This window comes from Nocardiopsis sp. Huas11 (assembly GCF_003634495.1).
Lineage (GTDB): Bacteria > Actinomycetota > Actinomycetes > Streptosporangiales > Streptosporangiaceae > Nocardiopsis.
Map to the genome: position 1 here is coordinate 1,513,919 of NZ_RBKY01000001.1, position 23,005 is coordinate 1,536,923.

The window sequence follows — 23,005 nt, forward strand, 5'->3', positions numbered from 1 at the left end:
AACGGGCCCATCGCTCCCTCCCGGGCGGTGGGCCCGCCCTCGTTCCCACCCGTCGCCCACCATCGCCGGTCGAGTGTGCTTCGCACCGGGACCGGCTACCACCCTCAACGGACGGCCCCCGGCCGCCCAGCCCACCCGTCGCCCGCCACGACTCCAGGCCTTTCCCTTCTCCCGTCGCCCCGCACACGGAAGGACGGCACCGCAACGTGAGCACCGACACATCCGACTGGGATAGGGTCGTTCTGTGTCATATCGGTGGCTGTCGTGGAAGCTCCCCTTCCGACGGCGTCCGGCGTCGGCCCCTTTGGCGAGCGTCGAGTTGATGCGCCAGGTACACGCCCTGGGCGTCGATCTCCAGGACGGACTCCACGGCAGGGGCGTGCCGTCCGCGGCCCGTCGCCTCCGCCAGCTGCTCGGCGCCGACTGCGTCGTCCTGGCCGACCTGGACGGGCCGGTGGCCTCGCACGGCCGCTCCCCCTCCGCAGACGAGGTGGAGGGTCTGCTCGCCCAGGTCTTCGAGTACGGCGCCAGCGCCCGCACCCGTCTGCCGGACGGCGACGCGGTGTGCGCCGTCCCGCTGAACGTGGCCGACGAGATCGCCGGCGCCCTGGTCGTCTCGGGCCGCCCTCCGGAGGCCGACGTCGAGGCGGCGGCCGCCCTGGTGGCGGACTCCCTGGACCACGCGGCGCTGCGCCGCACCCGCGACCGCATCGCCGCGGCGGACCTGCGCACCCTGCGCGCCCAGATCTCCCCGCACTTCGTGCACAACGCGCTCGCGGTCATCGCCGCCCTGGTGCGCACGGACCCCGACCGCGCCCGGCAGCTGCTGTCCGACTTCGCCGACTACCTGCGCTACGGCTTCGCCGAACGCGGCGACTACGCCACCGTGGCCGACGAGCTGGAGGCCACCCAGACCTACCTCGAACTCCAACGGGCCCGCTTCCTCGACCGGCTGGACGTCACGGTGCGGATGGCGCCCGAGGTCCTGCCGGTCGCGATCCCGTTCCTGGTCGTCCAGCCGATCGTGGAGAACGCGATCCGGCACGGGCTGGAGCGCAAGGAGGGCGCCGGGCACATCAGCGTGTCGGGGTTCGGCGAGGGACCGCTGTGCGTCATCGAGATCGAGGACGACGGCGTGGGGATGCACCCCGACCTGGCCCGATCCCTGCTGGCGGGCACGGGCCCGGAATCGCGGAGCGTGGGACTGGCCAACGTCGACCAGCGGCTGCGCGCGGTCTACGGTCCCGAGTACGGTCTGGTGATCGAGACCGCGCTGGGAGAAGGGACGAAGGTGACCGTGCGCGTACCGAGGTTCACCCGGGGAGTGGTGGCGCAGTGAAGCCCGAGCTCAAGGTCCTGGTCGTCGAGGACGAGGCCTCGACCCGACAGGAGATGGCCGCGCTCCTCGAGGACATGCCGGAGGTCGCCGAGGTGCTGGTCGCCGACAACGGCGCCACCGCGGTGCGGCTCCTGGGCACGACCACCATCGACGCGGCGTTCCTGGACATCCTCATGCCCGGCCTGGACGGCATGGACGTGGCGCGCGTGCTGAGCGTGCTGTCGGAGCCGCCCTCGATCGTGTTCGTCACCGCGTCCGAGGCCCACGCCGTGGAGGCGTTCGGGATCGGGGCCGTGGACTACCTGCTCAAACCGATCCGCCCCGAACGGCTGGCCGAGGCGGTCGGCCGGATCGCCCAGCTCCGGAGTCCCGGTGGAGCCGCCCCGCCCGCCGAGGACCTGCACGTGGTGCAGATCGACACCGGGCGCCGCACGGTGTTCGTCAAACGCGACGACGTGCAGTTCGTCGAGGCCCAGGGCGACTACGTGCGGCTGCACACCGCCGACGGCGGCCACCTGATCCGCCTGTCGCTGTCGTACCTGGAGGAGGTGTGGGCGTCGGCGGGGTTCGTGCGCGTGCACCGCGGCTACCTCATCGCCATCCCGTGGGTGCGCGACCTGCGGGTCACCTCGTCCTCGGGCCTGGTCGCGGGCACGCCCGCAGGTGACGTGCCGGTGAGCCGCAGGCACGGGCGCCACCTGCGCGCCCAGCTGATGGAGGCCGCCCGCCACGACCAGCTGGGCCGGGCCGCCAACGCCCAGGGCGCGGCGGCGCGCCCCCGGGACGGTGAGCCGGACCAGCAGCCACGGCAGTCGCCATGAGCCCGCGCCGCGAGAAGCTGACCAGCCCGCAGACGCGCATCGCGCTGGCCCGGGGCAACCGCCCCGCCCAGCACCTGCTGCCGATCCCGGAGCCGGTGGACACCGAGGCGGCCCGGCGGCTGTTCCGCGTGCAGCGGCGGACGGCCCTGCGCACGGTGGTGCTGCTGTCGGTGCTGCTGTTCGGGATGAGCGGCGCGTTCGCGGCGGCGCCGCAGCTGAGCGAGATCCGGTGGGCGGGCGTCCCGCTGTCCTGGCTGCTGCTGACGGTGGCGGTCTACCCCGCCCTGTTCTTCCTGGGCCTGTGGCACGTCCGCTCGGCCGAGCGCGCCGAGGACCGTGCCGAGGGCATCGCCGCCGAGGCCCGCCGCGCCTCCGGCGCCGACCGTGACGACGACCGCGGGCGGCGTTCGTGATCGCCGTCCTGGCCATCGGCCTCGTCCTGGTGACGAGCCTGTTCGTCGGGATCTACGGGGTGCGCGCGGCCCGCTCCACGTCGGACTTCCTGGTGGCGTCGCGCCGGGTGTCCCCGACGTGGAACGCGATGGCGATCGCCGGGGAGTACCTGTCCGCGGCCTCGATCCTGGGGCTGGCGGGATTGCTGCTCAAGAACGGGCTCGGCACGATGTGGTACGCGGTGGGCTTCACCGCGGGCTACGTGGCCGTGGTCGCCCTGGTGGCCGGGCCGATGCGCCGGTCGGGGGCCTTCACCGTGCCCGACTTCGCCGAGTACCGCCTGGGCGCGCCCCGGCTGCGCAAGCTCTGCGGCCTCGTGGTCCTGGTGATCATGCTGCTGTACCTGGTGCCGCAGTTCAAGGGCGCCGGCGTGGTGCTGAGCCTGGTCAGCGGCACGCCGTACTGGGTCGGCGTGGTCCTGGCCGGGCTCGTGGTGAGCGGTTCGATCGCGGCGGGCGGCATGCGCTCGGCGACCTACGTGCAAGCCTTCCACTACGTCGTGAAGCTGGCCTTCATCGGCGGGCCTGCGCTCTTCCTGGTGGTGACGGCGGGGGTCGAGACCCGGGCCGAGGCGCTGCACCCGGAGTGGGGCACGCACTTCCCCGACACCACACCGGTCGAGTTCACCGTGGGGACCCGCTTCAGCCTGGACGAGCCGGTGGAGGTCACCGACCAGGAGGGTGCGATGGTCGCGCTGGCCGAGGGCGAGCACACCGTGCCCGCCGGGACCGAGTACGTGTTCCCCGAGGGCGCGGCCGTGCCCCGCCCCGACGGCCTGCCGGAGCTGGGCGGTCGGGCGTGGAGCACGCCGCTGCTGCACGTGGGCGGGTATCCGCTGTTCGAGACGTGGTCGACGCTGCTCGCGATCACCGCCGGCTGTATGGGCCTGCCGCACGTGATCATGCGCTTCCACACGAGTCCGACCGCCCGGATCGCGCGCCGGGTCGCGGTCGGTGTCATCGCACTGCTCGGCCTGTTCTACGTCTTCCCCGCCGTGTACGGGCTCCTCGGCCGGGTGCTGACGCCCCACCTGGTGCTGTTCCAGGGCACGGACACGGTGGCGGTGGTGCTGCCGGCGCAGGCCGTGCCGGGTTCGGTCGGCACGATCCTGACCGCGCTCGTGGCAGCGGGCGCGTTCGGCGCGTTCCTGTCGACGTCGTCCGGCCTGCTGCTGGCGCTGGCGGGCGGCCTGTCGCACGACCTGTTCCAGGGCAGCGTGCCGCGCCTGCGCCTGGCGGTCGCGGTGGGGGCGTGCGTGGCGGTGCTGCTGGCGCTGCCGGCCCAGCGCATCGACATCAACGTGCTGGTGGTGTGGGCGTTCACCGTGGCGGCGTCCACGTTCTGCCCGCTGCTCGTGCTGGGGATCTGGTGGCGGCGGCTCACCCTGCCCGGCGCCGCGGCCGGGCTCACCATCGGTGCGGTGACCGCGACCGGAGCGGTCGGCTGGTCGATCCTGCTGCCGACACCCGGCGGCTGGGGGTCGGTGCTGCTGGCCCAGCCCGCCGCCTGGACGATTCCCCTGGCGTTCATGACGATGATGACGGTGTCGTGGCTGACCCGCCCACCGGACTGGGCCGAGCACGCGGTCCTGCGCCTGCACTCCCCCTGATATCCGGCCCGGCTGCGCGGAACACGGCCAACGCGACGCTCCGAACACGTACGATCACCCTGTGACTACCACCCTCCGACGGTCCCCCGTCACAGCGTTGTCCTGCCTGGTGTCCGCGGGGCTGCTCGTCCTCGCCTGCGGTGCCGCTCCCGCGCTCGCCCTGGGGAGCGGTCCGACCGCCGACGTCGGACCGTCGGGGGTCCGTATCGACGACGAAGGAGGGCGGGTGTCCGCCGGCCCCGGCGGGGTGCGTGTGGACACACCGCACGCGCACGTCGACGTGGGTCCCGAGCACGTCCTGGTGTGCGCCGACGGGGTGCGCGTGGTCGTGTACGCCGGGAGGGCTCCGGCCTGCCCCGCGCCACCGCCGGAACCCGCACCGCCCGCACCGCCCGCGCCCGAACCCGCACCGCCCGCCCCGCCCGCTCCGCCCGTCGAACCGCAGGAGCCGACGCCCCCGCCCTGGCGGGAGGCTCCGCCGGCGGCGCCCGTCGAGCCGGCGGAGGACCTTCCGCCGTCCGCGCCCGAACCCGCGCCCGGGACACCGGAACCGGAGGTCGAGGCCGCTCCCGAGCCCGGACCGGAGACGGAACCGGCTCCGGAGGAGGCCGTGGAGGCGGCCGCGGAACCGACCTCCGCCGCGGAGGCGCCCGCGGAGCCCCCGGCCGCCGCCCAGGAACTCCTGGTGGACTCCGCCGTGCCCGCCCACGCGCAGGCCCCGGGCGTGTTCACCCCGATGCGCACGATGGTGGTCGTCACGATCGCCGCCGTGGCGGCCGCGGGCGGCGCCGGACGTGCCGCCGCCGCCCGCGCCCTCCGGTAGAGCCGACCGTCCGGCCGGGTCCCCCCGGGTCCCGCAGGTTCCGCCGGTCCCACCGGTTCCACCCGTCCCGCCGGTTCCCGGCGGGACGGGCCGGGCCTACTTGGTCTCCAGTGCGAGGTCGGCCCGGTCGAAGCCGGCGATCGCCTCCTCCATGCCGCCCGCGTCGTTGGCCAGCACGCCGGAGTAGGGGGTGCCCATGGCGAACAGGAGCACGATCGTGGCGAAGACGAACGCCAGGTTCACCGAGGCCCAGAAGTAGGCCACGCGGGACCCCTGCTTGATCATCGCGAAGGGCAGCACCGCGACGACCAGCGCCGTCGTCACCGAGATCGCCGTCAGGATCAGCGGGATCCGGTCTTCGGCCGCGTCGGCCCGCTCTCCCCGGGCCTGGCTGAGCTCGGTCACCTCCTGGCGCGCGGTCAGCCGGTCCAGCCCGTCGCCGGTGTCGGACACCGACAGCACCCGCACGGAGGCGGCCAGGTCGGCGAGGTCGTCGTCCCCCTGCCCGCTCAGCTCACCGCGGGCCTCCATCCGCGGCCAGTCCTTCTCCACCACCGTGGTCAGGTAGGTGCGCAGGTGGTCGCGCACGACCTCGCCCTCCTCCTCGGGGAAGGCCGTACTGCTCCAGTACAGCTCCTGGGCGGCCTGGGACTCGGCGATCATGCCGTCCTCGGCCGACTTGTAGTCCTCCCAGCCGATCACCACGGCCATGGCCGCCGCCACGAGGTACAGCGACAGCACGCAGGGCGCGATGATGATGCCGACCGCTCCTCCGGAGAAGTCGTCGGCGATCCGGAACCGCCAGGCGGCCAGGACGGCGCCGCCGATCATGGCGGCCAGGACGGCGAGAAGGGCGAAGAACGTCAACATGGGGTTCCCAGAGGGTCGCGGCGCGGCACAGGACGGATACATCCGTAACACGGAACGGACCGGCCTTCCCGGGGAAAGACCAAACCGTCACCGGGAATTGCCCACGCCCTCCCTGGACCTGTCGTACATGTCCTGACCTGCCCGGACACACGTCCGCGCGAGGGCCTCCCCGGAGGCCGCGCGGCGCGCCGGCGCCGTCACTCCCCCGCGCCGGGCGTGCGCCGCGGGACGCGCGCGGGCGGGCCCACGGCGCGGGACTGGGCCGCCTCGGTGTCCCGGACCGAGCGCGGATCGCACGCCTGGAATCCGACGTGCCCCCGTGCGCACGTGCGGCCCTGCTGGAGGTAGGCGATCTCGGCGTTGAGGGGTCTGCGCCCGCCGCTGGACGGGCCGGTCTCGGAGAGCGTGATCCGCACGCTCACGGGCAGCCAGAACAGGGGCCGGTGGAACTCGAACCCGAAGCCGTACAGCACGGGTTGGACCGGCGGCCGTTCGCGACCGGGCGGGTAGAGCTCCCTGACCGCCCAGGTCACGCCCTGGAGCGCGGCCTCGACGAGGAGCTGTCCGGGCAGCTGCCGGCTCCGGGCGCCGTGGTGGCGCAGGACGCGGTTGCCCTCGGCGACGGCGAGCGCGAACTCGACCGTCGCGCCGTCGGCCGCGGGCGCGGCCACGACCACGTCCTCCTGGGCGGCCACGGAGACCTCGGTGCGCGCGACGGGCCGGGGCGGCGCCGCGGCCAGGGTGACCGAGCCGACCAGGCCCGCCCCGGCGACCCGATCGGCGAGGTGGTCCCAGTCCAGCGGTCCCACTCCGAGCGAGGGGACGAGGCGAACGCGCTGGAGCAGGCCGAGGGAAAGGGCGTGGTGAACGTCTCCGAGAGTGCGTAGAGGAAGGTGGGGGCGGATAGCGGGGCAGGAGTCCCCGACCACCCACAGGTCGTCAGACAATCGAACCCCCCGACCCCGCCCCGAGGCTCATGAGTTCGGGGGCGACTTCGCGGAGCAGGCCATTCGTACATCCGAAGTACGCTTCGGAGCCCCACACTTCGAGAGGATGCGGGCGGACCGGCGCGACCCACTCCCCCGAGGCGGATCGGCGGGAGGAGCAGTGGCGACCGGAGGCTGTGACATGGGGTTTCATGGACTCCACCAAGGTCAGAGGGGAGCCGCCCGGGGCGGAGGTCCACTCCTCCCTCGGACGTGTTCATTTCCCCTATTCCCTGGCGGACAACACACAAACTGCGTCGTCACTGTAAGTTAGATATCGATATGCGAACGCGCGGCGAACACGACCTGCATTTTCCCTAGAGAAATGCAGGAGTCCGCCATTTCCGCAGTTCGCGGACGCGCACGAATGTCACCTATTCGACTTCCGGCGGGCACGGGCCCTCTCCGGCTGGAGAGGGCGGCCCCCGCGCGCCCTCCCCGCCCTTCCCGCGGCCCCGCCCCGACCGACCGGCCCGCGGCCGCCCGGCCCCCGTGTGCTCAAGGGACGAGGCTGATCGCCCCGGACGGGCAGGCCGCCACGGCCCTGTGCACCGCGGGGGCGGCGCCGGCCTCCTCACCGGCGCCGTCCGCGACCACCACCGATCCGTCCTCCGCGTCCTGCTCGAACACGTCGGGTGCGTCGGCGTCCCGGGCGCCCCGGCGGCCCCGCCTGTCGGGCGCTCCCCGCCCGCGCGGCCCCTCGTGCGCGCGGGCGGGGAGAAGGGGGACGAGCCCGCCCCCGGTCCGACTCAGGGCCGGAGGGTGTCGATCAACCTGCCGATGTCGGCGGCCTCGGACTCGGCGCCGATGCTCAGCGCCAGCTCCCGCACGGCCTCCAGCGCCGTCAGCGCCTCGGTCAGGGCGCCGCCCCACGCGGCCAGGTCGAGCACCTGGTCGCGCGGGTGGCCCAGACCGCCGTCCCCCATCGGCACCGCGGGCAGCTTCCCGGCCCGCACCCACAGGGCCACGGTCAGCGGCCGGACGCGCAGCAGGTCGGCCGCCTCGCGAGTCGTCAGCAGGTCGCGGCACACTCGCCTCCGGAGCACGGTACCCACGCGAACCTCCCTGTGTTCGTCGACGGGCACCACCCTGACCGATTCCGGCTCATGGGACCACGAACATCACCAAAGAGTCACAGTTGGTCGTTATCTGCGGTATGCGGTGGCTGTGTCGACTTGCATTGGCGCTACTGGCGATGTCACGGAGTTGGAGTGCGCTACGTGGAGCGAGAGACCAAACCCGCCTGGCGGCGGCTGGGCAGGGAGATCGTGGCCGCCCGCAGGCGCGCACGCAAGACCCAGGGCCAGGTGGCGCGGCGGCTGGGGGTGGTGCAGTCGACGGTCTCGGCCTGGGAGCGCGGAACGCGGGGACTCCAGGAGCGGCAGGCCGCTGAGCTGGACGAGTTCTTCGGCACCTCCGGTGTCGTCCTGCGCGCGTGGGGCCGGGCGAACGCACCCGAGGTACTACCCGAGTCCTACGCGGAGGTCGAGCAGCTCGAGGCCAACGTGACGGAGTTGCGCGAGTACCAGCCGCTGGTCGTTCCCGGGCTGGTGCAGACGAAGGAGTACACCAGGGCCCTGCTGCTGGACACCGGCCCCTGGCGCTCGGCGAAGGAGATCGACCAGATGGTCGAGGCCCGGGCCAAGCGCCGGCGCAACCTCGACAAGGATCCGGCCCCGGTCGTGTCCATCGTCGTCGAGGAGAACGTCCTGCGCCGCGTGGTCGGCGGCCGGCGCGACGTCCTGCACGGCCAGCTCGACACCGTCCTCGCCCTGCTCGACGCGGGCCGGTTCCGGATCCAGGTGATCCCGGACGACGCCGACTGCCACCCCGGAGGATCGGGTCCCTTCTGCGTCTACGCGTTCCCCGACCGCCCCATGGTCGCTTCCGCCGAACACATGAAAGGCGAGCAGTTCATGGATGACATGATGCAGGTGCAGCACTGTGCCATGCTCTTCGGCATCCTGCAGTCCGAGGCGTTGTCTCCCCGCTTGAGCCGGGATTTGATCAGGAAGGCCAAGGAAGAACTCGATGACCACGTGTGAACCCCGTTGGCACAAGAGCAGCTACAGCGCCCAGGAAGGCCGTTGCGTCGAGGTGGCCGAGGGATCGAGCGTTCTCGTCCGGGACACCGGGCACCGCACCCTCGGGCACATCCCGTACTCCACCGACGCCTGGGCCTCGTTCCTGCTCAGCATCACGACGAACCGGCCCTGACCCCCCGCCGGAGGTGACCGGCCGTCCGCCGTCCGCCGCCCGCCCCCGTGTCCACCGCGCCGTGCACCCGCCGGACCGGGGCCCGCACCTCACCGCCCCGACGCTCCCCCGACCCGCCCCGTCCCGCCCCGTCCCCACCGGACGCGTGAACCCCCGGTCCGCTCCTACGGCTACGGGACCGGCCCCCTTGCTACCGTCGTCAGGGTCGGCACCGAGTCGGCCATCGCGGATCGCGTCCCCGCTCTCCCGCCGTGAGCGACCGCGACGGTCAACGGCACGAGGAGAGCACCGTGGCATTCGATCCGTCCGCGATCCAGAAGTTCACGCCCCAGGACCCGGACACCTGGCTCCAGGTCGGCGACCACCAGGCCTATCTCGGCTACGTCGCCGACGAGGACGAGGGCTCGACGATGGGGCTCGCCTACATCCGCTTCCGCGCGGGCGTGCGCTTCGAGTTCCGCTGGGCCTACCACGAGGTGTGCGTCGTCACCCGGGGCTCCCTGACCGTCCGGGTCGGCGGCGAGGAGATCACCGTCGAGCAGGGGGAGTTCCTGCACATGCCGGCGGGGGTGGCCGGAGCCTTCGACGTGCGGGAGGACTTCGAGGCCGTCTGCGTCCACCACCCCACCGACGGCGTGGCCGGCCGCACGTGGACCGGAGCCGAACTCCTGCCGGCCGACGAGTCGATCCGCCCCGTCGACATCGACGCGGTCTGGCCCTGAGCCGGTGCACCGCGCCTCGCCGAAGCCCGCGACGCTACGCCGCCTCGTAGGCGCCGTCGCGAAAGACGAGGACGGTCGGCCGCACCTCGTCCTCGGCACGGAAGGACCCGCCGTAGCCGTCCTCCGCGTGGGGCGCGAGCAGGTCGAGAACGGTTCCCAGCCCGCCCATGGCGTCGTCGATCCACCAGGCGCGGAAGTACAGGCCCCACACTCCGCGCGGACCGAAGTCCTCGAACCCGTGCGGCCGGTGGCGCAGCGAGGCGACGTCCCCGCCGGGCAGGAGGCTCTCCGGGTCCGTCCCGAGCAGGGGCGAGGGATGCTCGGCGGGGTCCAGCCCCTCCGGGCGCTCGTCCGACAGTCCCAGGTGCCACCGCAGGACCGCCAGCACCGCGGGCGGGGTGTCACCGCGCAGGAAACAGGACAGGACGACTTCGAAGTGCACGCTCACCAGGGCAGTGTGCACCACGCCGACGGCCCCGGGGGTGTCCGCCCCGGGGCCGTCGGCGCCGCTCGCGGGTCAGTCCGCCACGAACACCGCGACGGTGCGCGGCGGGACGGTCAGCGCGCCGTCGGCGAAGGAGGCCGCGCGCACGACCTCGTCGGCCGACTCCGCCTGCACCGGGTGCAGGGCCACGTCACCGCCGGCCGGCGCCGGCACGCTCTGCTCGGCGGGGGTCGCGTTGAACACCACCGTCACCGACGACCACTCGCCCTCCAGCCCGGCGGTGTCCACGTGCATCGTGATGACGCCGGGCTGCTCGCCGGTGCCGCTGGTCGGGAAGGACACACGCTCCTGGACCGCCTCCGCGGTGCCCAGGGAGAACGCGGGGGTGGACGCGCGGATCCGCATCATCTCGCCGAAGCGCTCGCGGGCGTCCTCGATGGCCGCGCAGTCCGCGACCAGGTCCGGGTCGGCGAGCAGCGGCCGGGCGTAGTCCCACTTGTCCTCGTTGTCCCAGGCCGGGGGCAGGCCCACGCCGAAGTTGTTGCCGTCGGCGCAGTCCCGGTTCAGCCGGTTGAACCAGTCACCGGAGTCGTAGGAGTTGCGGTCCAGCGACTTCGAGCGCAGCCGCTCGCTGCCCGCGTGGACGAACACCGTGCCCTGCCCGAACACCGCCGTGCCCAGGGACAGCGCCTGCATCCGCACCCGGTCCTCCATCGGGGTGTCCTGGGGCAGCTTGTAGGCGAGCGCGTCGTAGAGGGTCTCGTTGTCGTGGGCGTCCACGTAGGTCACGGCCTCGCCGGGGGCCAGGGTGTAGCCGGCGGGCGCGCCGTTGTAGTCCACCTCCGCGCCGGTCACCTCCCGGCCGGAGGAGTCCGTGAACCGGTAGTCGCGCAGGTTGCCGGCCAGCCCGACCTTGACGAGGTCGTGATAGCCGAGGAGCCGGGCGAGCTGCTCCTCCTCGGTCCCGTTGGCGGGCGACCCGTTGGGGTCGGTGTACAGGCCGGAGCCGAAGCCCTGCACCCGCGGGTCCTCGTCGAAGGGCCCGCCACCGCGCACGGCGTCGCGGAGCCGGTCGTTGAACGTGCCGATGCCGGTCCCGGCCATGTTGGCCTGGGTGGCCTGCTCGAAGCGGGCGTCGTCGGCGACCTCGCCGAAGTTCCAGCCCTCGCCGTAGAGCAGGATCGAGGCCCCGTCGACCCCGTCCTCCTCCAGCGTGAGACCGTCCAGCGCCGCGCGCACGTCCAGCATGTTCTGTTTGGGGTGGTGTCCCATGAGGTCGAAGCGGAAGCCGTCGACCTTGTGCTCGCGCGCCCAGGTGACCACAGAGTCCACCACGAGCCTGCCCATCATGAGGTGCTCGGGCGCGGTGTTCGGGCAGCAGGTCGAGGTGGCCACGCCGCCGTCGGCGTCCAGGCGGTGGTAGTAGCCGGGCACGATCCGGTCCAGGACCGACTGCTCGTCCTGTCCGGCCTGGTGGGTGTGGTTGTAGACCACGTCCATGACCACGCGCAGCCCGGCGCCGTTGAGGCCGGCCACCATCCGCCGGAACTCGGTGACGCGGGCCGCGCCCTCGGGGTCGGTCGCGTAGGAGCCCTCGGGCGCCGTGTAGTGGTACGGGTCGTAGCCCCAGTTGAAGCCGTCGACGGCGCGCACCTCGGCGACGCAGGCCTGTTGCTCCTCGGAGTCGGGGGCGAAGGAGGCCGGGTCGCAGTCGGGTTCGGCCCGGTCGGCCGGGTCCTCGGGCACCGAGCCGATGTCGAAGACGGGCAGCAGGTGGACGTAGTCGACACCGTCCTCGGCCAGCGCGGCCAGGTCGCGCATGCCGGCGGAGTCGGGCCGGTCGAAGGCCGCGTAGGTGCCGCGCAGCTCCTCGGGAACGGTCGTGTCCGAGGCCGAGTGGTCGCGCACGTGGAGTTCGTGGATCGCCGCCGCCTCGGAGGGAACGGCCGCGGGTTTGGCCAGGTCCGACCAGCCCTCGGGGGCCAGGTCCGGGTCGGCGAGGTCGACCAGGTGGGAGCGGGTGGAGCCGGTGGACAGCGAGACGCTGTAGGGGTCGGTGACCCGGTTGTCCACGACGGCGCCGCGGCCCTCGTCGGCGGAGGGGGAGAACACCCGCACGTCGAAGGTGTAGTAGAGCCCGGACCAGTCCGCGCGGCCCTTGACCGCCCACACGCCGGTGCGGGGGTGGCGCCGCATGTCCACGGTGCGCGGGGTCGCGTCGGTCGCGTCGTCGTACAGTTCCAGGCTGACGGACCGGGCGGTGGGCGCCCACAGCGAGAGCGTGGGGCGGCCGCGGGAGTCCCAGACGGCGCCGAGGTCGGCGTCGGCCGCGTCGGCGTAGACGTCGTCGAGCACACCGGGGATCTGGACTCCGGTCGCGGCGGTGACCGTTCCCTCGGCGTCGCGTTCCACGACGGCGAGCTGTCCGGTGAGCGCTTCGGCCACCCGCGGGCGGTTGGCGCCCTCCACGGTCAGGGCGGCCAGATCGGCCAGGTGCGGCCAGTCGGCGCGCTGGTCGCCGTCGGGACCGTCCGGGTCGGGGGTCAGGTCGAGGCTCGTGTCGGCGGCGAGGTCCCCCTCGTCCGGGTCGAGGCCGCCGTCGGCGGCGGAGACGAGGGCGTACGTGTGCTCGGGGTCGGTCGCGCCCGGCCAGAGCACGGTGGTGCGGTCGATCCAGTGGGCGCGCTGTCCGGTGAGGTCCACGCCCATGTCCTGCCCGCCGGGCTCGGCCGGAACCGGGAGGGCGGCGGCGCTCGCCGCGGGGTCGAGCAGGAGGGGGACCGCCAGGGCCAGGGTGAGCAGTCCGGAGGTCGCGGCGCGCGCGGCGCCGGCGGCGTGCACGGTGCGTGTGCGGCCGGGTCTGTGCCGGCGTGCTCGCGCCGGCCGGGGGTGCGGGGGCCTCATCGGGGATGCCGTCCTCTCAGGGGGAGCAGGAGGTGTTCACCGGCACGCTAATGAGACCCCGCTCACTTCTGCAAGAGCTTCCATGATTTTTCTGAAACCTTGCAGCAAGTTCACGATGCCATCGCAAGAGTCCGACCGGGCGGCGGAAGAGCCCCGATCAGGGCAGGTTCAGCCAGATCGCGACCGCGGGGACGTCGGACTGGTTGGAGATGCGGTGCGGCGTGGTCGAGGGGTAGGAGATGGTGTCGCCCGGGCCGAGCCGGTGGGTGTCGAACCCGGTGTCGACCACCAGCTCGCCGCTCACCACCAGGCCCACCTCGTGGCCGCTGTGGCGCACGTACTCCGCGTTCTGGCTGGAGAAGGCCCCCGGCGGATAGGTCGACTCGAAGTAGCTCATGCCCGGAACCTGCTCCGGGGTGAGCCGCCGGTAGCGCACCCCGTGGTGGAGCTCCAGGACGGCCGCGTCGTCGGCACGGGTCACCGCCACGTGGTCGGACAGAACGCGTGAGGGCGGCGCGTCCGCCGGCCCCTCCGCCACGGGCGGCCCGTTCCACCCAGGGTCGCCCGTGGGCACCTCCTCCTCGCCCTCGAAGACCGAGGACATGGGTTCGCCCAGTTCGGACATGATCTGGTACAGCCGCGTCACCGACGGGCGCATCTTGCCGCGTTCGATCTGGGACAGCGCGCTGGCACTGATGTCCAGCCTGTCGGCGAGCGCGCGCAGGGAGAGACCGCGCGCGTTGCGCAGGGCGCGGATCCGACCGCCGATCCGCTGCTCGTCGTGGTCGGTGCCGGAGTGTTCTGCAGAGGGGCTCGTCATAGCGGTGTTAAGTCTACGTAGCGAGTCTGTGAAGTGATTGCTTTATAGATATTGAAGTTATAGCTTCACAAGCCTACGGTGTTCCCAGAGTGATCCACGACACAGGATCACCAGGTCAGGTCCCGCGGCGCGGAAGGACGAGGATGCGCATCCTGCTGGTGAACGTCAACACCACCGACTCGGTCACCGAGGTGATCGCCGAGCAGGCACGTTCGGTGGCCGCGCCCGGCACCGAGATCGTGCCGCTCACCCCCTTCTTCGGACCCGAGTCCGTGGAGGGCAACTTCGAGAGCTACCTGTCCGCCGTCGCCGTGATGGACCGCGTGGTCGCCTATGACGGGCCCTACGACGCCGTCGTCCAGGCCGGGTTCGGCGAGCACGGCCGCGAGGGGCTCCAGGAGCTCTGCGACGTCCCCGTCATCGACATCACCGAGGCCGCCGCGCACCTGGCCTGCCTCATCGGGCGCCGCTACTCCGTGGTGACCAGCCTCGACCGCACAGTCCCCCAGATCCAGGACCGGCTCCTGCTCGCCGGGCTCGATCGACGCTGCGCGTCGGTGCGGGCCAGCGGGCTCCCGGTCCTGGACATCGAACGCGGCCCGGCCGCCGCCACCGCCGCGATCGCCGCCCAGGCCCGCGCCGCCGTCGAGGAGGACGGCGCCGAGGTCATCTGCCTGGGCTGCTCGGGTATGGCGGGGCTGGACGAGGCCGTCCGCGCCGCGACCGGAGTCCCCGTCATCGACGGTGTCACGGCCGCGATCCCCCTGGCCGAGTCCCTCGTCGGGCTCGGCCTGAGTACGAGCAAGGTCCGCACCTACGCCACGCCGCGCCCCAAGGCCGTGACCGGCTGGCCACTGCGTCCGGCATCCACCTCGACCACGGTCCCGACGGCCACACCGCCGTCGCCTCGGGACGCCCGGGTCCGCCTCCTCTGACCGATAGCGAAGGAGCCATCCCCCATGGAACAACCGTCCGTTCCGCCTCCAGCGGCCCATCGCAAGGCCGACCACCTCCTCGAAGAGTCGATCCTGCCCACCTGGCTGACCCAGCGCCCCATCGGGCTGTGGGGCTTCATCTGGATCTGGGTCGGCCTGGCCGTGGTCATCGTGACCTTCCAGTACGGCGCCAACGGCGTCGAGGGCGGCGTCACCCTGCCCGTGGTCATGGCCATCGTCCTCACCGCCACGATGACCCTCGCCATCGTCATGACCCTCACCGCCGACATCGGCACCGAGCACGGCCTGTCCTTCGCCGTCTACCTGCGGGCGCCGTTCGGCACCATCGGGACCCACCTGCCCTCGATCTCGCGCGGCATCGTCGCCGCCTGCTGGTTCGGCATCCAGACCTACCTGGGCGCGCTGGCCATCAACGGGCTCGTGGAGTACTGGACCGGGTTCAGCTCCTGGCCGCTGTGGTACGCGGTGTTCCTGGTGGTCCAGGTGATCAACGTGGCCCTGGGCATCAAGGCGATCGAGCGCCTGGCCGCCGTCGCCGCGCCCTGCATCCTGGCCATCTCCCTGTGGATGTACTTCACGCTCGACGGCATCGCCCAGCTGGAGGGCCACAACATCTGGACGTTCGCGGGCAGCGGTGACACCTCGCTCGCGGCGCTGTTCATCGTCAACATGGCCGTGTGGGCGCCGGTCTCCGTCGACATCCCCAACATCACCCGGTTCGTGGCCACGCCCTCGGGCGAGCGCCGCTTCCTGCGCCGCAACCGCACCGTCCTCCTCGCGCAGTTCGTGGTGCTGCCGGTGATGCAGATGTGGATCGCGTTCATCGGCGCGGTCTCGGTCATCGTCACCGGGAACTGGAACCCCATCGACGTCATCCAGGGCGAGAGCACAGGCTTCGTGCTCGGGATCCTGCTCGTGATGATCGTGCTGGCCCAGTGGTCGACCAACACCGCGGCCAACGTCGTCCCGGCGGCGCTGAACTTCGTCAACGCCCTGGCGCCGTGGCTCTCCTACCGGTTCGGCGTGGTCCTGTCCGGGGTGGTCGCCACCGCCGTCATGCCGTGGCTGCTGCTGGACAACCTCTTCACCTTCCTCAGCTACTACGGCGGCTTCATCGCGGCGATCGCCGGGATCATGATCGCCGACTACCACCTCATCAGGCGGCGCCGCCTGAACGTGCCGCACCTGTTCCGCTCCGACGGCCAGTACCGGTACTTCCGGGGCGTCAACCCCGCCGCGCTGATCGCCTGGGGCACCGCGTCCGGCGCCGCGCTGTTCGCCCTCGACTACGCCTACGTCATCGGCTTCCCCATCGCCTTCGCGGTCTACCTCGTGCTCATGCGGGTGTGGATCCTGCCGCGCTTCCCCCAGGAGGAGCTCTCGCCTTCCGGCCCCGACGACTTCCTGGCCACGAGCACCGGGCGCAGCTGGGTGCACGACCCCGACACCGGCGGGTTCGACCTCGTGCCGACGGACCGGCTGGCCGACCGCGCCACCGGCCGCGAGGACATCTGACCGCCGCCCCGCCTTCGCTGACCGCCGCCCCGCCTCCGCGCGGGCACCCGGCCCGCGCCACACCGATCCCTACCCTCCACTGGAGCACCGCCATGAAACCCGACACCACCACCGCGCGGGAGCCGCTGCCCGCCGAATCCCTCGACGTCCACGATCCGGACCCGGGCCTGTACAACGACGACCTCGCTCCCCTGCCCGTCGCGAAGCGGGGGTGGGGCGCCTTCGAGATCTTCAATGTCTGGTCCAACGACATCCAGAGCCTGTTCGGCTACACCCTGGCCGCCACGCTGTTCATCTCCTACGGGTTGAACGGGTGGTCGGTGTTCGCGGCGATCGTGCTCTCCGGGCTGATCGTCATGGTCCTGGTCAACCTCGTGGGCCGGCCGAGCGTGCGCTACGGGATCCCGTTCGCGGTGATGGCCCGCGCGAGCCTGGGCGTGCACGGCTCCCAGTTCCCCACCCTCGTGCGGGGCGTGGTGGCGATCTTCTGGTTCGGGGCGCAGACCTACCTGGCCTCGACGGCGATCGCTCTGCTGATCACCGCCCTGTTCGGGCCGGGGCCGGAGGGCACGTTCCTGGGCATGGCCCTGGTCGGGTGGGTGTCGTACACGATCGTCGCGGTGTTCCAGGTGGCGCTGTTCATCCGCGGCATCGCCTGGATCGGCACGTTCCTCAACTGGGCCGGACCGGCCGTGTACATCGTCATGATCGTGTTGCTGGCGGTCATCTGGGCGCAGGCCGGCAACGGCCTGTTCTCCCAGATCGGCGAGGTCTTCGCCGGCAGCGGCGACTATGAGGGCGGCCCCGTCGCGGCGTTCTCCGCGATCGTCGGCACGATGGTGGCCTACTTCGCGGCCGTGGTCATCAACTACGGCGACTTCTCGCGGTTCGTGCGCACCGAGAAGGCGATGCGGCGGGGCAACCTCCTGGGGCTGCCGGTGAGCCTGGCGCTGTTCTCGTTCCTGGCGCTGTTCATCACCGCCGGGACCGCGGTGCTGCACGGTGAGGCGCTGACCAACCCGGCCGACATCGTGGAGCGGGTGGACAACATCTGGCTGACGGTGGTCGCCTCGCTGACGTTCTTCGTGGCCACGGTCGGCATCAACGTGGTGGCCAACTTCGTGCCGCCCGCCTACGGCCTGGCCAACCTGGCGCCCTCGAAGATCAGCGCGCGCACGGGCGGGCTGATCACCGCCGCGATCGCCTTCGTCATCGGCGGCCTGTGGGTGGGCTTCATCGAACAGATCGGGATCGCGGCCTTCGTCGACACCCTGGGCGCGGTGCTGGCCCCGCTCTACGGCATCATCGTCGCCGACTACTACCTGATCCGGCGTCGGCGCATGGTGGTCAGCGACCTCTACTCGACGTCCCCGACCGGCGCCTACCACTACACCCGCGGCTGGAACCTGCGCGCCCTGACGGCGTTCGTGCTGGCCTCGGTGTTCTCGGTGGCCACCGTGTGGGCGCCGGCGCTCTCCGGCCTGTCCGGCTACGCCTGGCTGCTGGGCGCCCTGGCCGGGGCGGCCGCGCACGTGGTGTTCGCCCGTCTGGGCTCCCGCACCCCGGCCGCCGCCTGACCACTCTCCGGACGCACGAAGGGGGCGCGGGCACCAGGTGCCCGCGCCCCTCGGCCGATCACTGGTCCCTGTACACGCTGGAACGGTGCCCGACGTGAACGACCCAGATGACGAGACGACGGTCTTCGACGGTGTAGACCACCCGGTAGTCGCCGACTCGGAGCCGACGCACCTCTGGATCGCCCACCAGTGCCGTCGTCCCGAACCCCAGGGGGTCCGATTCGAGTTCGGTGAGCTTGCGGAACACGTTCATCGCGACGTTGCGCGGCAGCTTGCGCAGCTCCGCGCGCGCTTCCGGCCGCAAGACGGTTCGGTAGGTCACTCCGACTCCGCGAGGATCTCCGCCATCACGTCCGCCATAGGAATGCCGGGTTCAGGGCTGGCCATGCGCTCATGGACCATGCGCAGAATCTCCTGCTCCTCCAGCTGCTGGTAGCGGCGCAGCAGCTCGATGGGGACGACGGCGGCGACCTCCTTGCCGCGTCTGGTGATCACCGTGGGCGAGTCATCCCGGTCGGCTCGGTCGACGACGTCGGCGATGTGATCACGGACTTCGCGAATGGACTCCACCTGCATCTCGCTCATGAACCAATGGTACACAACGGACCGTTGGTACAGGAGTTTCTCCGATGGCCACTCTCCGGACGCGCGAAGGGGGCGCGGGCACCAGGTGCCCGCGCCCCCTGGCCGGTCCGCTGCACGGAAGAGGATGGACCGGCGTGGAGACTCCTACTGGCCGAGGCGGTCCAGCAGGGCGTGGTACTCGTCCCAGAGCTCACTGGGCAGCTGGTCGCCGAAGGTCTTGAAGAACTCGGGGACCAGGGCGGCCTCCTGCTTCCAGATCTCGGGGTCGACCTCCAGGAGGAACTCCAGGTCCCGGGCGGACAGGTCCAGGCCCTCGGTGTCGATCGCCTCGGCGGTCGGGACGTTGCCGATCGGGGTGGAGACCGCGTCGGCCCGGCCCTCCAGCCGCTCCACGATCCACTTGATGACGCGGCTGTTCTCACCGAAGCCGGGCCACACGAAGCGGCCGTCGGCGTCCTTCTTGAACCAGTTGACGTAGAAGATCTTCGGCAGCTTGGACTGGTCGGCCTGCTGGCCGATGCGCACCCAGTGGGCGAAGTAGTCGCCCATGTTGTAGCCGCAGAAGGGCAGCATCGCGAACGGGTCGCGGCGCAGCTCGCCCACGGTGCCCTCGGCGGCCGCGGTCTTCTCGGAGGAGACGTTGGCGCCCAGGTACACGCCGTGCTGCCAGCTCAGGGACTCGGTGACCAGCGGCACGGCGGTGGCGCGGCGGCCACCGAAGAGGATGGCCGAGATCGGCACGCCCGCCGGGTCCTCCCACTCGTCGGCGATGGTGGGCGCCTGGCCGGCCGGGGTGGTGAACCGGGAGTTCGGGTGGGCGGCGGGCTCCGTGGAGTCCGGCGTCCAGGAGCGGCCCTTCCAGTCGGTCAGGTGCGCCGGGGGCTCCTCGGTGAGGCCCTCCCACCACACGTCGCCGTCGTCGGTCAGGGCGACGTTGGTGAAGATGCTGTTGCCCCACAGCGTCTCGATGGCGTTGGCGTTGGTCTTCGCGCCGGTGCCGGGCGCGACGCCGAAGAAGCCGGCCTCGGGGTTGATCGCGCGCAGCCGGCCCTCGGAGTCGAAGCGCATCCAGGCGATGTCGTCGCCGACCGTCTCGACCTTCCACCCGGGGATCGTCGGCTGGAGCATGGCCAGGTTGGTCTTGCCGCAGGCGCTGGGGAAGGCCGCCGCGACGTAGTGCGAGGCGCCCTCGGGCGAGGTGACCTTGAGGATCAGCATGTGCTCGGCGAGCCAGCCCTCGTCGCGGGCCATCACCGAGGCGATGCGCAGCGCGTAGCACTTCTTGCCGAGCAGGGCGTTGCCGCCGTAGCCGGAGCCGTAGGACCAGATCTCACGCGTCTCGGGGAAGTGCGAGATGTACTTGGTGGAGTTGCACGGCCAGGGCACGTCCTTCTGGCCGGGCTCCAGCGGGGCGCCCACGGAGTGGACGGCGCGGACGAAGTCGCCGCGCTCCTCGATCAGGCGCAGCGCGGGCGCGCCCATGCGGGCCATGATCCGCATGGACACGGCGACGTAGGCGGAGTCGGTGATCTCGACACCGAGCTGGGAGATGTCGCCGCCGAGCGGTCCCATGCAGAAGGGGACGACGTACATGGTGCGGCCGCGCATGGCGCCCTTGAAGACCTCGCCGAAGGTGGCGCGCATCTCGTCGGGGGCGATCCAGTTGTTGGTCGGGCCCGCGTCCACCTCCCGCTCGGAGCAGATGTAGGTGCGGTCCTCGACACGGGCGACGTCGCTGGGGTCGGACGTGCAGTAGAAGCTGTTGGGCCGTTTCTCCGGGTTGAGCCGGGTGAAGGTGCCCTGCTCGACCAGCTGGTCGGTCAGGCGCGTCCACTCCTCGTCCGAGCCGTCACACCACACGACCTCGTCGGGCTGGGTGAGTTCGGCGACCTCACGAACCCACGAGATCAGTCCCTCATGGCTGGTCGGTGCTACGCCCACGTCGATACCCACGTCAGTCACAGCCGCTCCTCATACGAAAGTCGAGATCCCTCGCATCATGAACGACGACGGCCAGCGGTGACCAATTGGTATAGGCCAATGGTCTATATCAATGCCGCACAGGTACCGGAATCCCCTGCACAGCAAGGGAATCCGACGATCCGGACACTCGCCGCGGCCCTCACCCGCGCTACCGTCCGACACACTGCTCACCACGGGTTTGCCCTGCACGGCGGGAAGGTGCCCCACCAGCACCAACGTCCGGTGCTGTTCGTCACACGACGGACTCCGGCCACCGGAGGGAATCACTAGACCAATGTGCGCGCTCGTCGCACCGTGTCCGCGCGTTCGCCCAGGTACGTACGGAGTTGCGCGGAACCGGGTGTGGGGGAGGCCGGCCGGCGGTCCCGGCCGCAGCGCACGCCGGTGACCACCGCGTCCCTCGGTTCACGCGGCATCACGTCGAGCGGGCCGGCCCTCGAACCGCCCGGGCGGGGACCGGGTCAGCGGACGATGGCGACCGGCCCCTTGGCCCCGTGCAGGACGGAATGGCTGACCGAACCGAGCAGCAGGCCGCGGAAGCCGCCGCGTCCGCGCGACCCCACGACGATGAGGTCGGCCGGGGTGGCCTCCTCCAGCAGGGCCACGACCGGGTGGGCGCGCACCACCCGCGTGCGCACGGTCACCCCGGGGTGGCGCAGCCGCGGCTCGGCGATCTCCTCCTCCAGCGACTGGCGCGCGGCCTCGGCCGCCGTGGCGTCGTCGAAGAGCTCGGGCGGAATGGGCCCGGTCGCCGCGGCGAAGGCCACCAGGGGCTGCCAGGCGCTCACCGCCACGAGCTCCGTGCGCGCGAACTCCGCGTGCCGGAACGCCACGTCGACCGCCCGCCGGCTGGGCTCGGAGCCGTCGGTCCCCACGATCACCCGGCCGCGCACGCCATGCGCCGAGGCGTGCTCGCGGGGCAGCACGACCACCGGCACCGAGGCGCGGGCGGCCAGCTCGATGCCCACGGAGCCGACGAACGCGGCGACGATCCCGCTCAGCCCGCGCGAGCCGACCACCACCGCGGCGCAGCCGTCCGCGGAGGACTCGGCCAGCAGGGCGTCGACCGGACGCGCGTAGGACAGGCGGGTCTGGACCTCCAGCTCCGGGAACAGGCGGGAGACCCAGTCGCCGGCGTAGTCGAGCAGGAGGGTCGCGCCACTGGTGTCGGTGTCGTCGGGGGGCACCGGATCGGCGTCGCCGAGCCCGGCGAACGCGCCCACGCCCGCCAGCGGACCCGCCGCCGTGACGATGCGTACCCCGAGACCGCGTTGCGCGGCCTGGTTGGCGGCCCACTCCAACGCGTGGCGACTGGACTCGGAGCCGTCCACCCCCACGACCACCCACCGTGTCGTGGTTGCGCCGTCCATCGCGTGCGCCTTTCTTGTCGGTCGGTGACCCCCGGGTGACCCGGGACCTCCTGATCGGTGTCTCCTGATCATGGCCCGAGAACACGCACCAGCGCATAACGGTGCCGATGCGAGTTGGGTCAAGTAGTGTCCCAGCACGGTCGCTGACATGGTGCGACGGGTAGACCGATCCTGTTCGACCATCCGTCGCCAACCTCGCCGGAACAGGAGCGTGCCATGCCCCACGCCAGTTCGGACCACGTGCACTGGGACCAGCGGGACGGCCGGGTCGCGGCCGTGGCCGCCGCGATCGTCTTCAGTTTCTGGGTCGTGGAGGTCGTCCTGCCGGGAGTCGGCGCGGCGCAGGGCGTCCTGGCCGACCTGGACTCGCCCTTCGGCCGGTTCCTGGACGACGCGCACCGGATCGCGTCGATCCTGGTCCTGCTCGCCGCCGGCTTGGGACTGTCCCTGGGCGCGCGGTGGTCGCGCCGATGGCTCACGGTCTCGTGGGCCTCGATGGCGGTGTTCGGCGCCGCCTCGCTCACCGCGTCCCTGCTGCCCGGACCGTGCGTGGTCTCCACCGACGTCGCGTGCGCGGCGGAGTCGCTGGCCGAGGGACTGGCCGGCGCCACCGTGGCACAGGCGGTGGTCGCCGTGGTCGCGATGCTCGCGGGCCTGCTCGGCGTGGTGTCCCTGGCGGTGAGCCTGCGGCTCCACGGCATGCGGTCGTGGCTGCCGGTGGCCGTCGTGGCCGCGGCCCAGACCGTGGCGGTCGTGGCGGTGCTGGTCCTGTCGGGCCTCCTGCTGGCGGCCGACGGCTCCGGCGCCCCGGGAGTCACGCTCGGCCTCCTGGAGCGCGCCCACCTGGTGACGGTCGCCCTGTGGCTGCTCTGCGCCGGCGTCCTGCCCGGCCCCTGGAAGCGGGTCCCCCACAGCGGCCTCACCAGCACGCCCCGACGTCCGGTGTGAGGGACCGGGGCGGGACGGGTGGGGCCCGGCCGGCACCAGGGCGGGGCCCGGCCGGCACCAGG

At 72.1% G+C, this 23,005-nt stretch carries 23 protein-coding genes; 12 read left to right on the plus strand and 11 right to left on the minus strand.

Annotated features, from left to right (window positions below; genetic code table 11):
* Window positions 1–322: 322 nt before the first annotated feature.
* The 5 genes from DFP74_RS06745 (at window position 323) to DFP74_RS33450 (ending at window position 5,045) form a co-directional block, all read left to right on the plus strand.
* Entirely contained in the window at window positions 323–1,339 is a 1,017-nt protein-coding gene (locus DFP74_RS06745) for a sensor histidine kinase (protein WP_121188082.1), read from the plus strand.
* Window positions 1,336–2,160, plus strand: coding sequence for a LytTR family DNA-binding domain-containing protein (locus DFP74_RS06750; protein WP_121180911.1), 825 nt, complete (start codon window positions 1,336–1,338; stop codon window positions 2,158–2,160). The genes DFP74_RS06745 and DFP74_RS06750 overlap by 4 nt, the downstream gene beginning before the upstream one ends.
* The gene (locus DFP74_RS06755) at window positions 2,157–2,573 is read left to right on the plus strand and encodes a hypothetical protein (RefSeq protein ID WP_121180912.1); all 417 of its coding nucleotides are present in this window, start codon (window positions 2,157–2,159) and stop codon (window positions 2,571–2,573) included. The genes DFP74_RS06750 and DFP74_RS06755 overlap by 4 nt, the downstream gene beginning before the upstream one ends.
* On the plus strand, window positions 2,570–4,222 hold the full coding sequence (locus DFP74_RS06760) for a cation acetate symporter (RefSeq protein WP_121180913.1): 1,653 nt from the start codon (window positions 2,570–2,572) through the stop codon (window positions 4,220–4,222). The genes DFP74_RS06755 and DFP74_RS06760 overlap by 4 nt, the downstream gene beginning before the upstream one ends.
* Window positions 4,223–4,283: 61 nt before the next feature.
* Window positions 4,284–5,045: a hypothetical protein gene (locus DFP74_RS33450; protein WP_158612969.1), complete on the plus strand. Its 762-nt coding sequence runs from the start codon at window positions 4,284–4,286 to the stop codon at window positions 5,043–5,045.
* Window positions 5,046–5,141: 96 nt separating this feature from the next.
* Here the strand turns inward: DFP74_RS33450 and DFP74_RS06770 are convergent, their stop codons facing one another.
* From DFP74_RS06770 to DFP74_RS33790, 4 genes are all read right to left on the minus strand, one after another.
* A complete protein-coding gene (locus tag DFP74_RS06770; RefSeq protein WP_121180915.1) occupies window positions 5,142–5,915 on the minus strand; it encodes a DUF4239 domain-containing protein in 774 nt (257 codons plus the stop codon).
* Between the two features lie 197 nt (window positions 5,916–6,112).
* Window positions 6,113–6,724 (minus strand): hypothetical protein, encoded by a 612-nt coding sequence (locus DFP74_RS06775; protein ID WP_121180916.1) that lies wholly within the window; start codon window positions 6,722–6,724, stop codon window positions 6,113–6,115.
* 675 nt (window positions 6,725–7,399) lie between these two features.
* Window positions 7,400–7,531: a hypothetical protein gene (locus tag DFP74_RS34215; RefSeq protein WP_158612970.1), complete on the minus strand. Its 132-nt coding sequence runs from the start codon at window positions 7,529–7,531 to the stop codon at window positions 7,400–7,402.
* Between the two features lie 119 nt (window positions 7,532–7,650).
* Window positions 7,651–7,956: a helix-turn-helix domain-containing protein gene (locus DFP74_RS33790; protein WP_199725523.1), complete on the minus strand. Its 306-nt coding sequence runs from the start codon at window positions 7,954–7,956 to the stop codon at window positions 7,651–7,653.
* A 156-nt stretch (window positions 7,957–8,112) separates the two neighbouring features.
* Here DFP74_RS33790 and DFP74_RS06790 point away from each other — a divergent pair, with 156 nt between their 5' ends.
* The 3 genes from DFP74_RS06790 (at window position 8,113) to DFP74_RS06800 (ending at window position 9,840) form a co-directional block, all read left to right on the plus strand.
* Window positions 8,113–8,946 (plus strand): helix-turn-helix transcriptional regulator, encoded by an 834-nt coding sequence (locus DFP74_RS06790; protein ID WP_233570840.1) that lies wholly within the window; start codon window positions 8,113–8,115, stop codon window positions 8,944–8,946.
* The gene (locus tag DFP74_RS06795; RefSeq protein ID WP_121180917.1) at window positions 8,933–9,118 is read left to right on the plus strand and encodes a DUF397 domain-containing protein; all 186 of its coding nucleotides are present in this window, start codon (window positions 8,933–8,935) and stop codon (window positions 9,116–9,118) included. Before DFP74_RS06790 ends, DFP74_RS06795 begins: the two co-directional genes overlap by 14 nt.
* Before the next feature lie 290 nt (window positions 9,119–9,408).
* Entirely contained in the window at window positions 9,409–9,840 is a 432-nt protein-coding gene (locus DFP74_RS06800) for a cupin domain-containing protein (protein WP_233570841.1), read from the plus strand.
* 34 nt (window positions 9,841–9,874) lie between these two features.
* Here the strand turns inward: DFP74_RS06800 and DFP74_RS06805 are convergent, their stop codons facing one another.
* From DFP74_RS06805 to DFP74_RS06815, 3 genes are all read right to left on the minus strand, one after another.
* On the minus strand, window positions 9,875–10,288 hold the full coding sequence (locus DFP74_RS06805) for a hypothetical protein (RefSeq protein ID WP_121188086.1): 414 nt from the start codon (window positions 10,286–10,288) through the stop codon (window positions 9,875–9,877).
* 69 nt (window positions 10,289–10,357) lie between these two features.
* Entirely contained in the window at window positions 10,358–13,126 is a 2,769-nt protein-coding gene (gene pulA, locus DFP74_RS06810) for a pullulanase-type alpha-1,6-glucosidase (protein ID WP_233570842.1), read from the minus strand.
* Between the two features lie 220 nt (window positions 13,127–13,346).
* A complete protein-coding gene (locus DFP74_RS06815; protein WP_121180919.1) occupies window positions 13,347–14,009 on the minus strand; it encodes a helix-turn-helix domain-containing protein in 663 nt (220 codons plus the stop codon).
* 143 nt (window positions 14,010–14,152) lie between these two features.
* Between DFP74_RS06815 and DFP74_RS06820 the strand changes: the two genes are divergently transcribed.
* The 3 genes from DFP74_RS06820 (at window position 14,153) to DFP74_RS06830 (ending at window position 18,057) form a co-directional block, all read left to right on the plus strand.
* Window positions 14,153–14,944, plus strand: coding sequence for an aspartate/glutamate racemase family protein (locus DFP74_RS06820; protein ID WP_233570843.1), 792 nt, complete (start codon window positions 14,153–14,155; stop codon window positions 14,942–14,944).
* Window positions 14,945–14,968: 24 nt separating this feature from the next.
* A complete protein-coding gene (locus DFP74_RS06825) occupies window positions 14,969–16,480 on the plus strand; it encodes an NCS1 family transporter (protein WP_121180920.1) in 1,512 nt (503 codons plus the stop codon).
* A 92-nt stretch (window positions 16,481–16,572) separates the two neighbouring features.
* Complete coding sequence (locus DFP74_RS06830) at window positions 16,573–18,057, plus strand: NCS1 family nucleobase:cation symporter-1 (RefSeq protein WP_121180921.1); 1,485 nt, start codon at window positions 16,573–16,575, stop codon at window positions 18,055–18,057.
* A 58-nt stretch (window positions 18,058–18,115) separates the two neighbouring features.
* Here DFP74_RS06830 and DFP74_RS06835 read toward each other — a convergent pair whose 3' ends face one another.
* The 4 genes from DFP74_RS06835 to DFP74_RS06850 form a co-directional block, all read right to left on the minus strand.
* Window positions 18,116–18,379 (minus strand): type II toxin-antitoxin system RelE/ParE family toxin, encoded by a 264-nt coding sequence (locus DFP74_RS06835; protein WP_121180922.1) that lies wholly within the window; start codon window positions 18,377–18,379, stop codon window positions 18,116–18,118.
* A complete protein-coding gene (locus DFP74_RS06840) occupies window positions 18,376–18,642 on the minus strand; it encodes a type II toxin-antitoxin system prevent-host-death family antitoxin (RefSeq protein WP_121188087.1) in 267 nt (88 codons plus the stop codon). The genes DFP74_RS06835 and DFP74_RS06840 overlap by 4 nt, the downstream gene beginning before the upstream one ends.
* Before the next feature lie 144 nt (window positions 18,643–18,786).
* Window positions 18,787–20,595, minus strand: a complete 1,809-nt coding sequence (locus tag DFP74_RS06845) for a phosphoenolpyruvate carboxykinase (GTP) (RefSeq protein WP_121188088.1) — start codon at window positions 20,593–20,595, stop codon at window positions 18,787–18,789.
* Between the two features lie 491 nt (window positions 20,596–21,086).
* The gene (locus tag DFP74_RS06850; RefSeq protein WP_121180923.1) at window positions 21,087–21,995 is read right to left on the minus strand and encodes a universal stress protein; all 909 of its coding nucleotides are present in this window, start codon (window positions 21,993–21,995) and stop codon (window positions 21,087–21,089) included.
* 216 nt (window positions 21,996–22,211) lie between these two features.
* Between DFP74_RS06850 and DFP74_RS06855 the strand changes: the two genes are divergently transcribed.
* A complete protein-coding gene (locus tag DFP74_RS06855; RefSeq protein ID WP_121180924.1) occupies window positions 22,212–22,943 on the plus strand; it encodes a DUF998 domain-containing protein in 732 nt (243 codons plus the stop codon).
* Window positions 22,944–23,005: the final 62 nt, after the last annotated feature.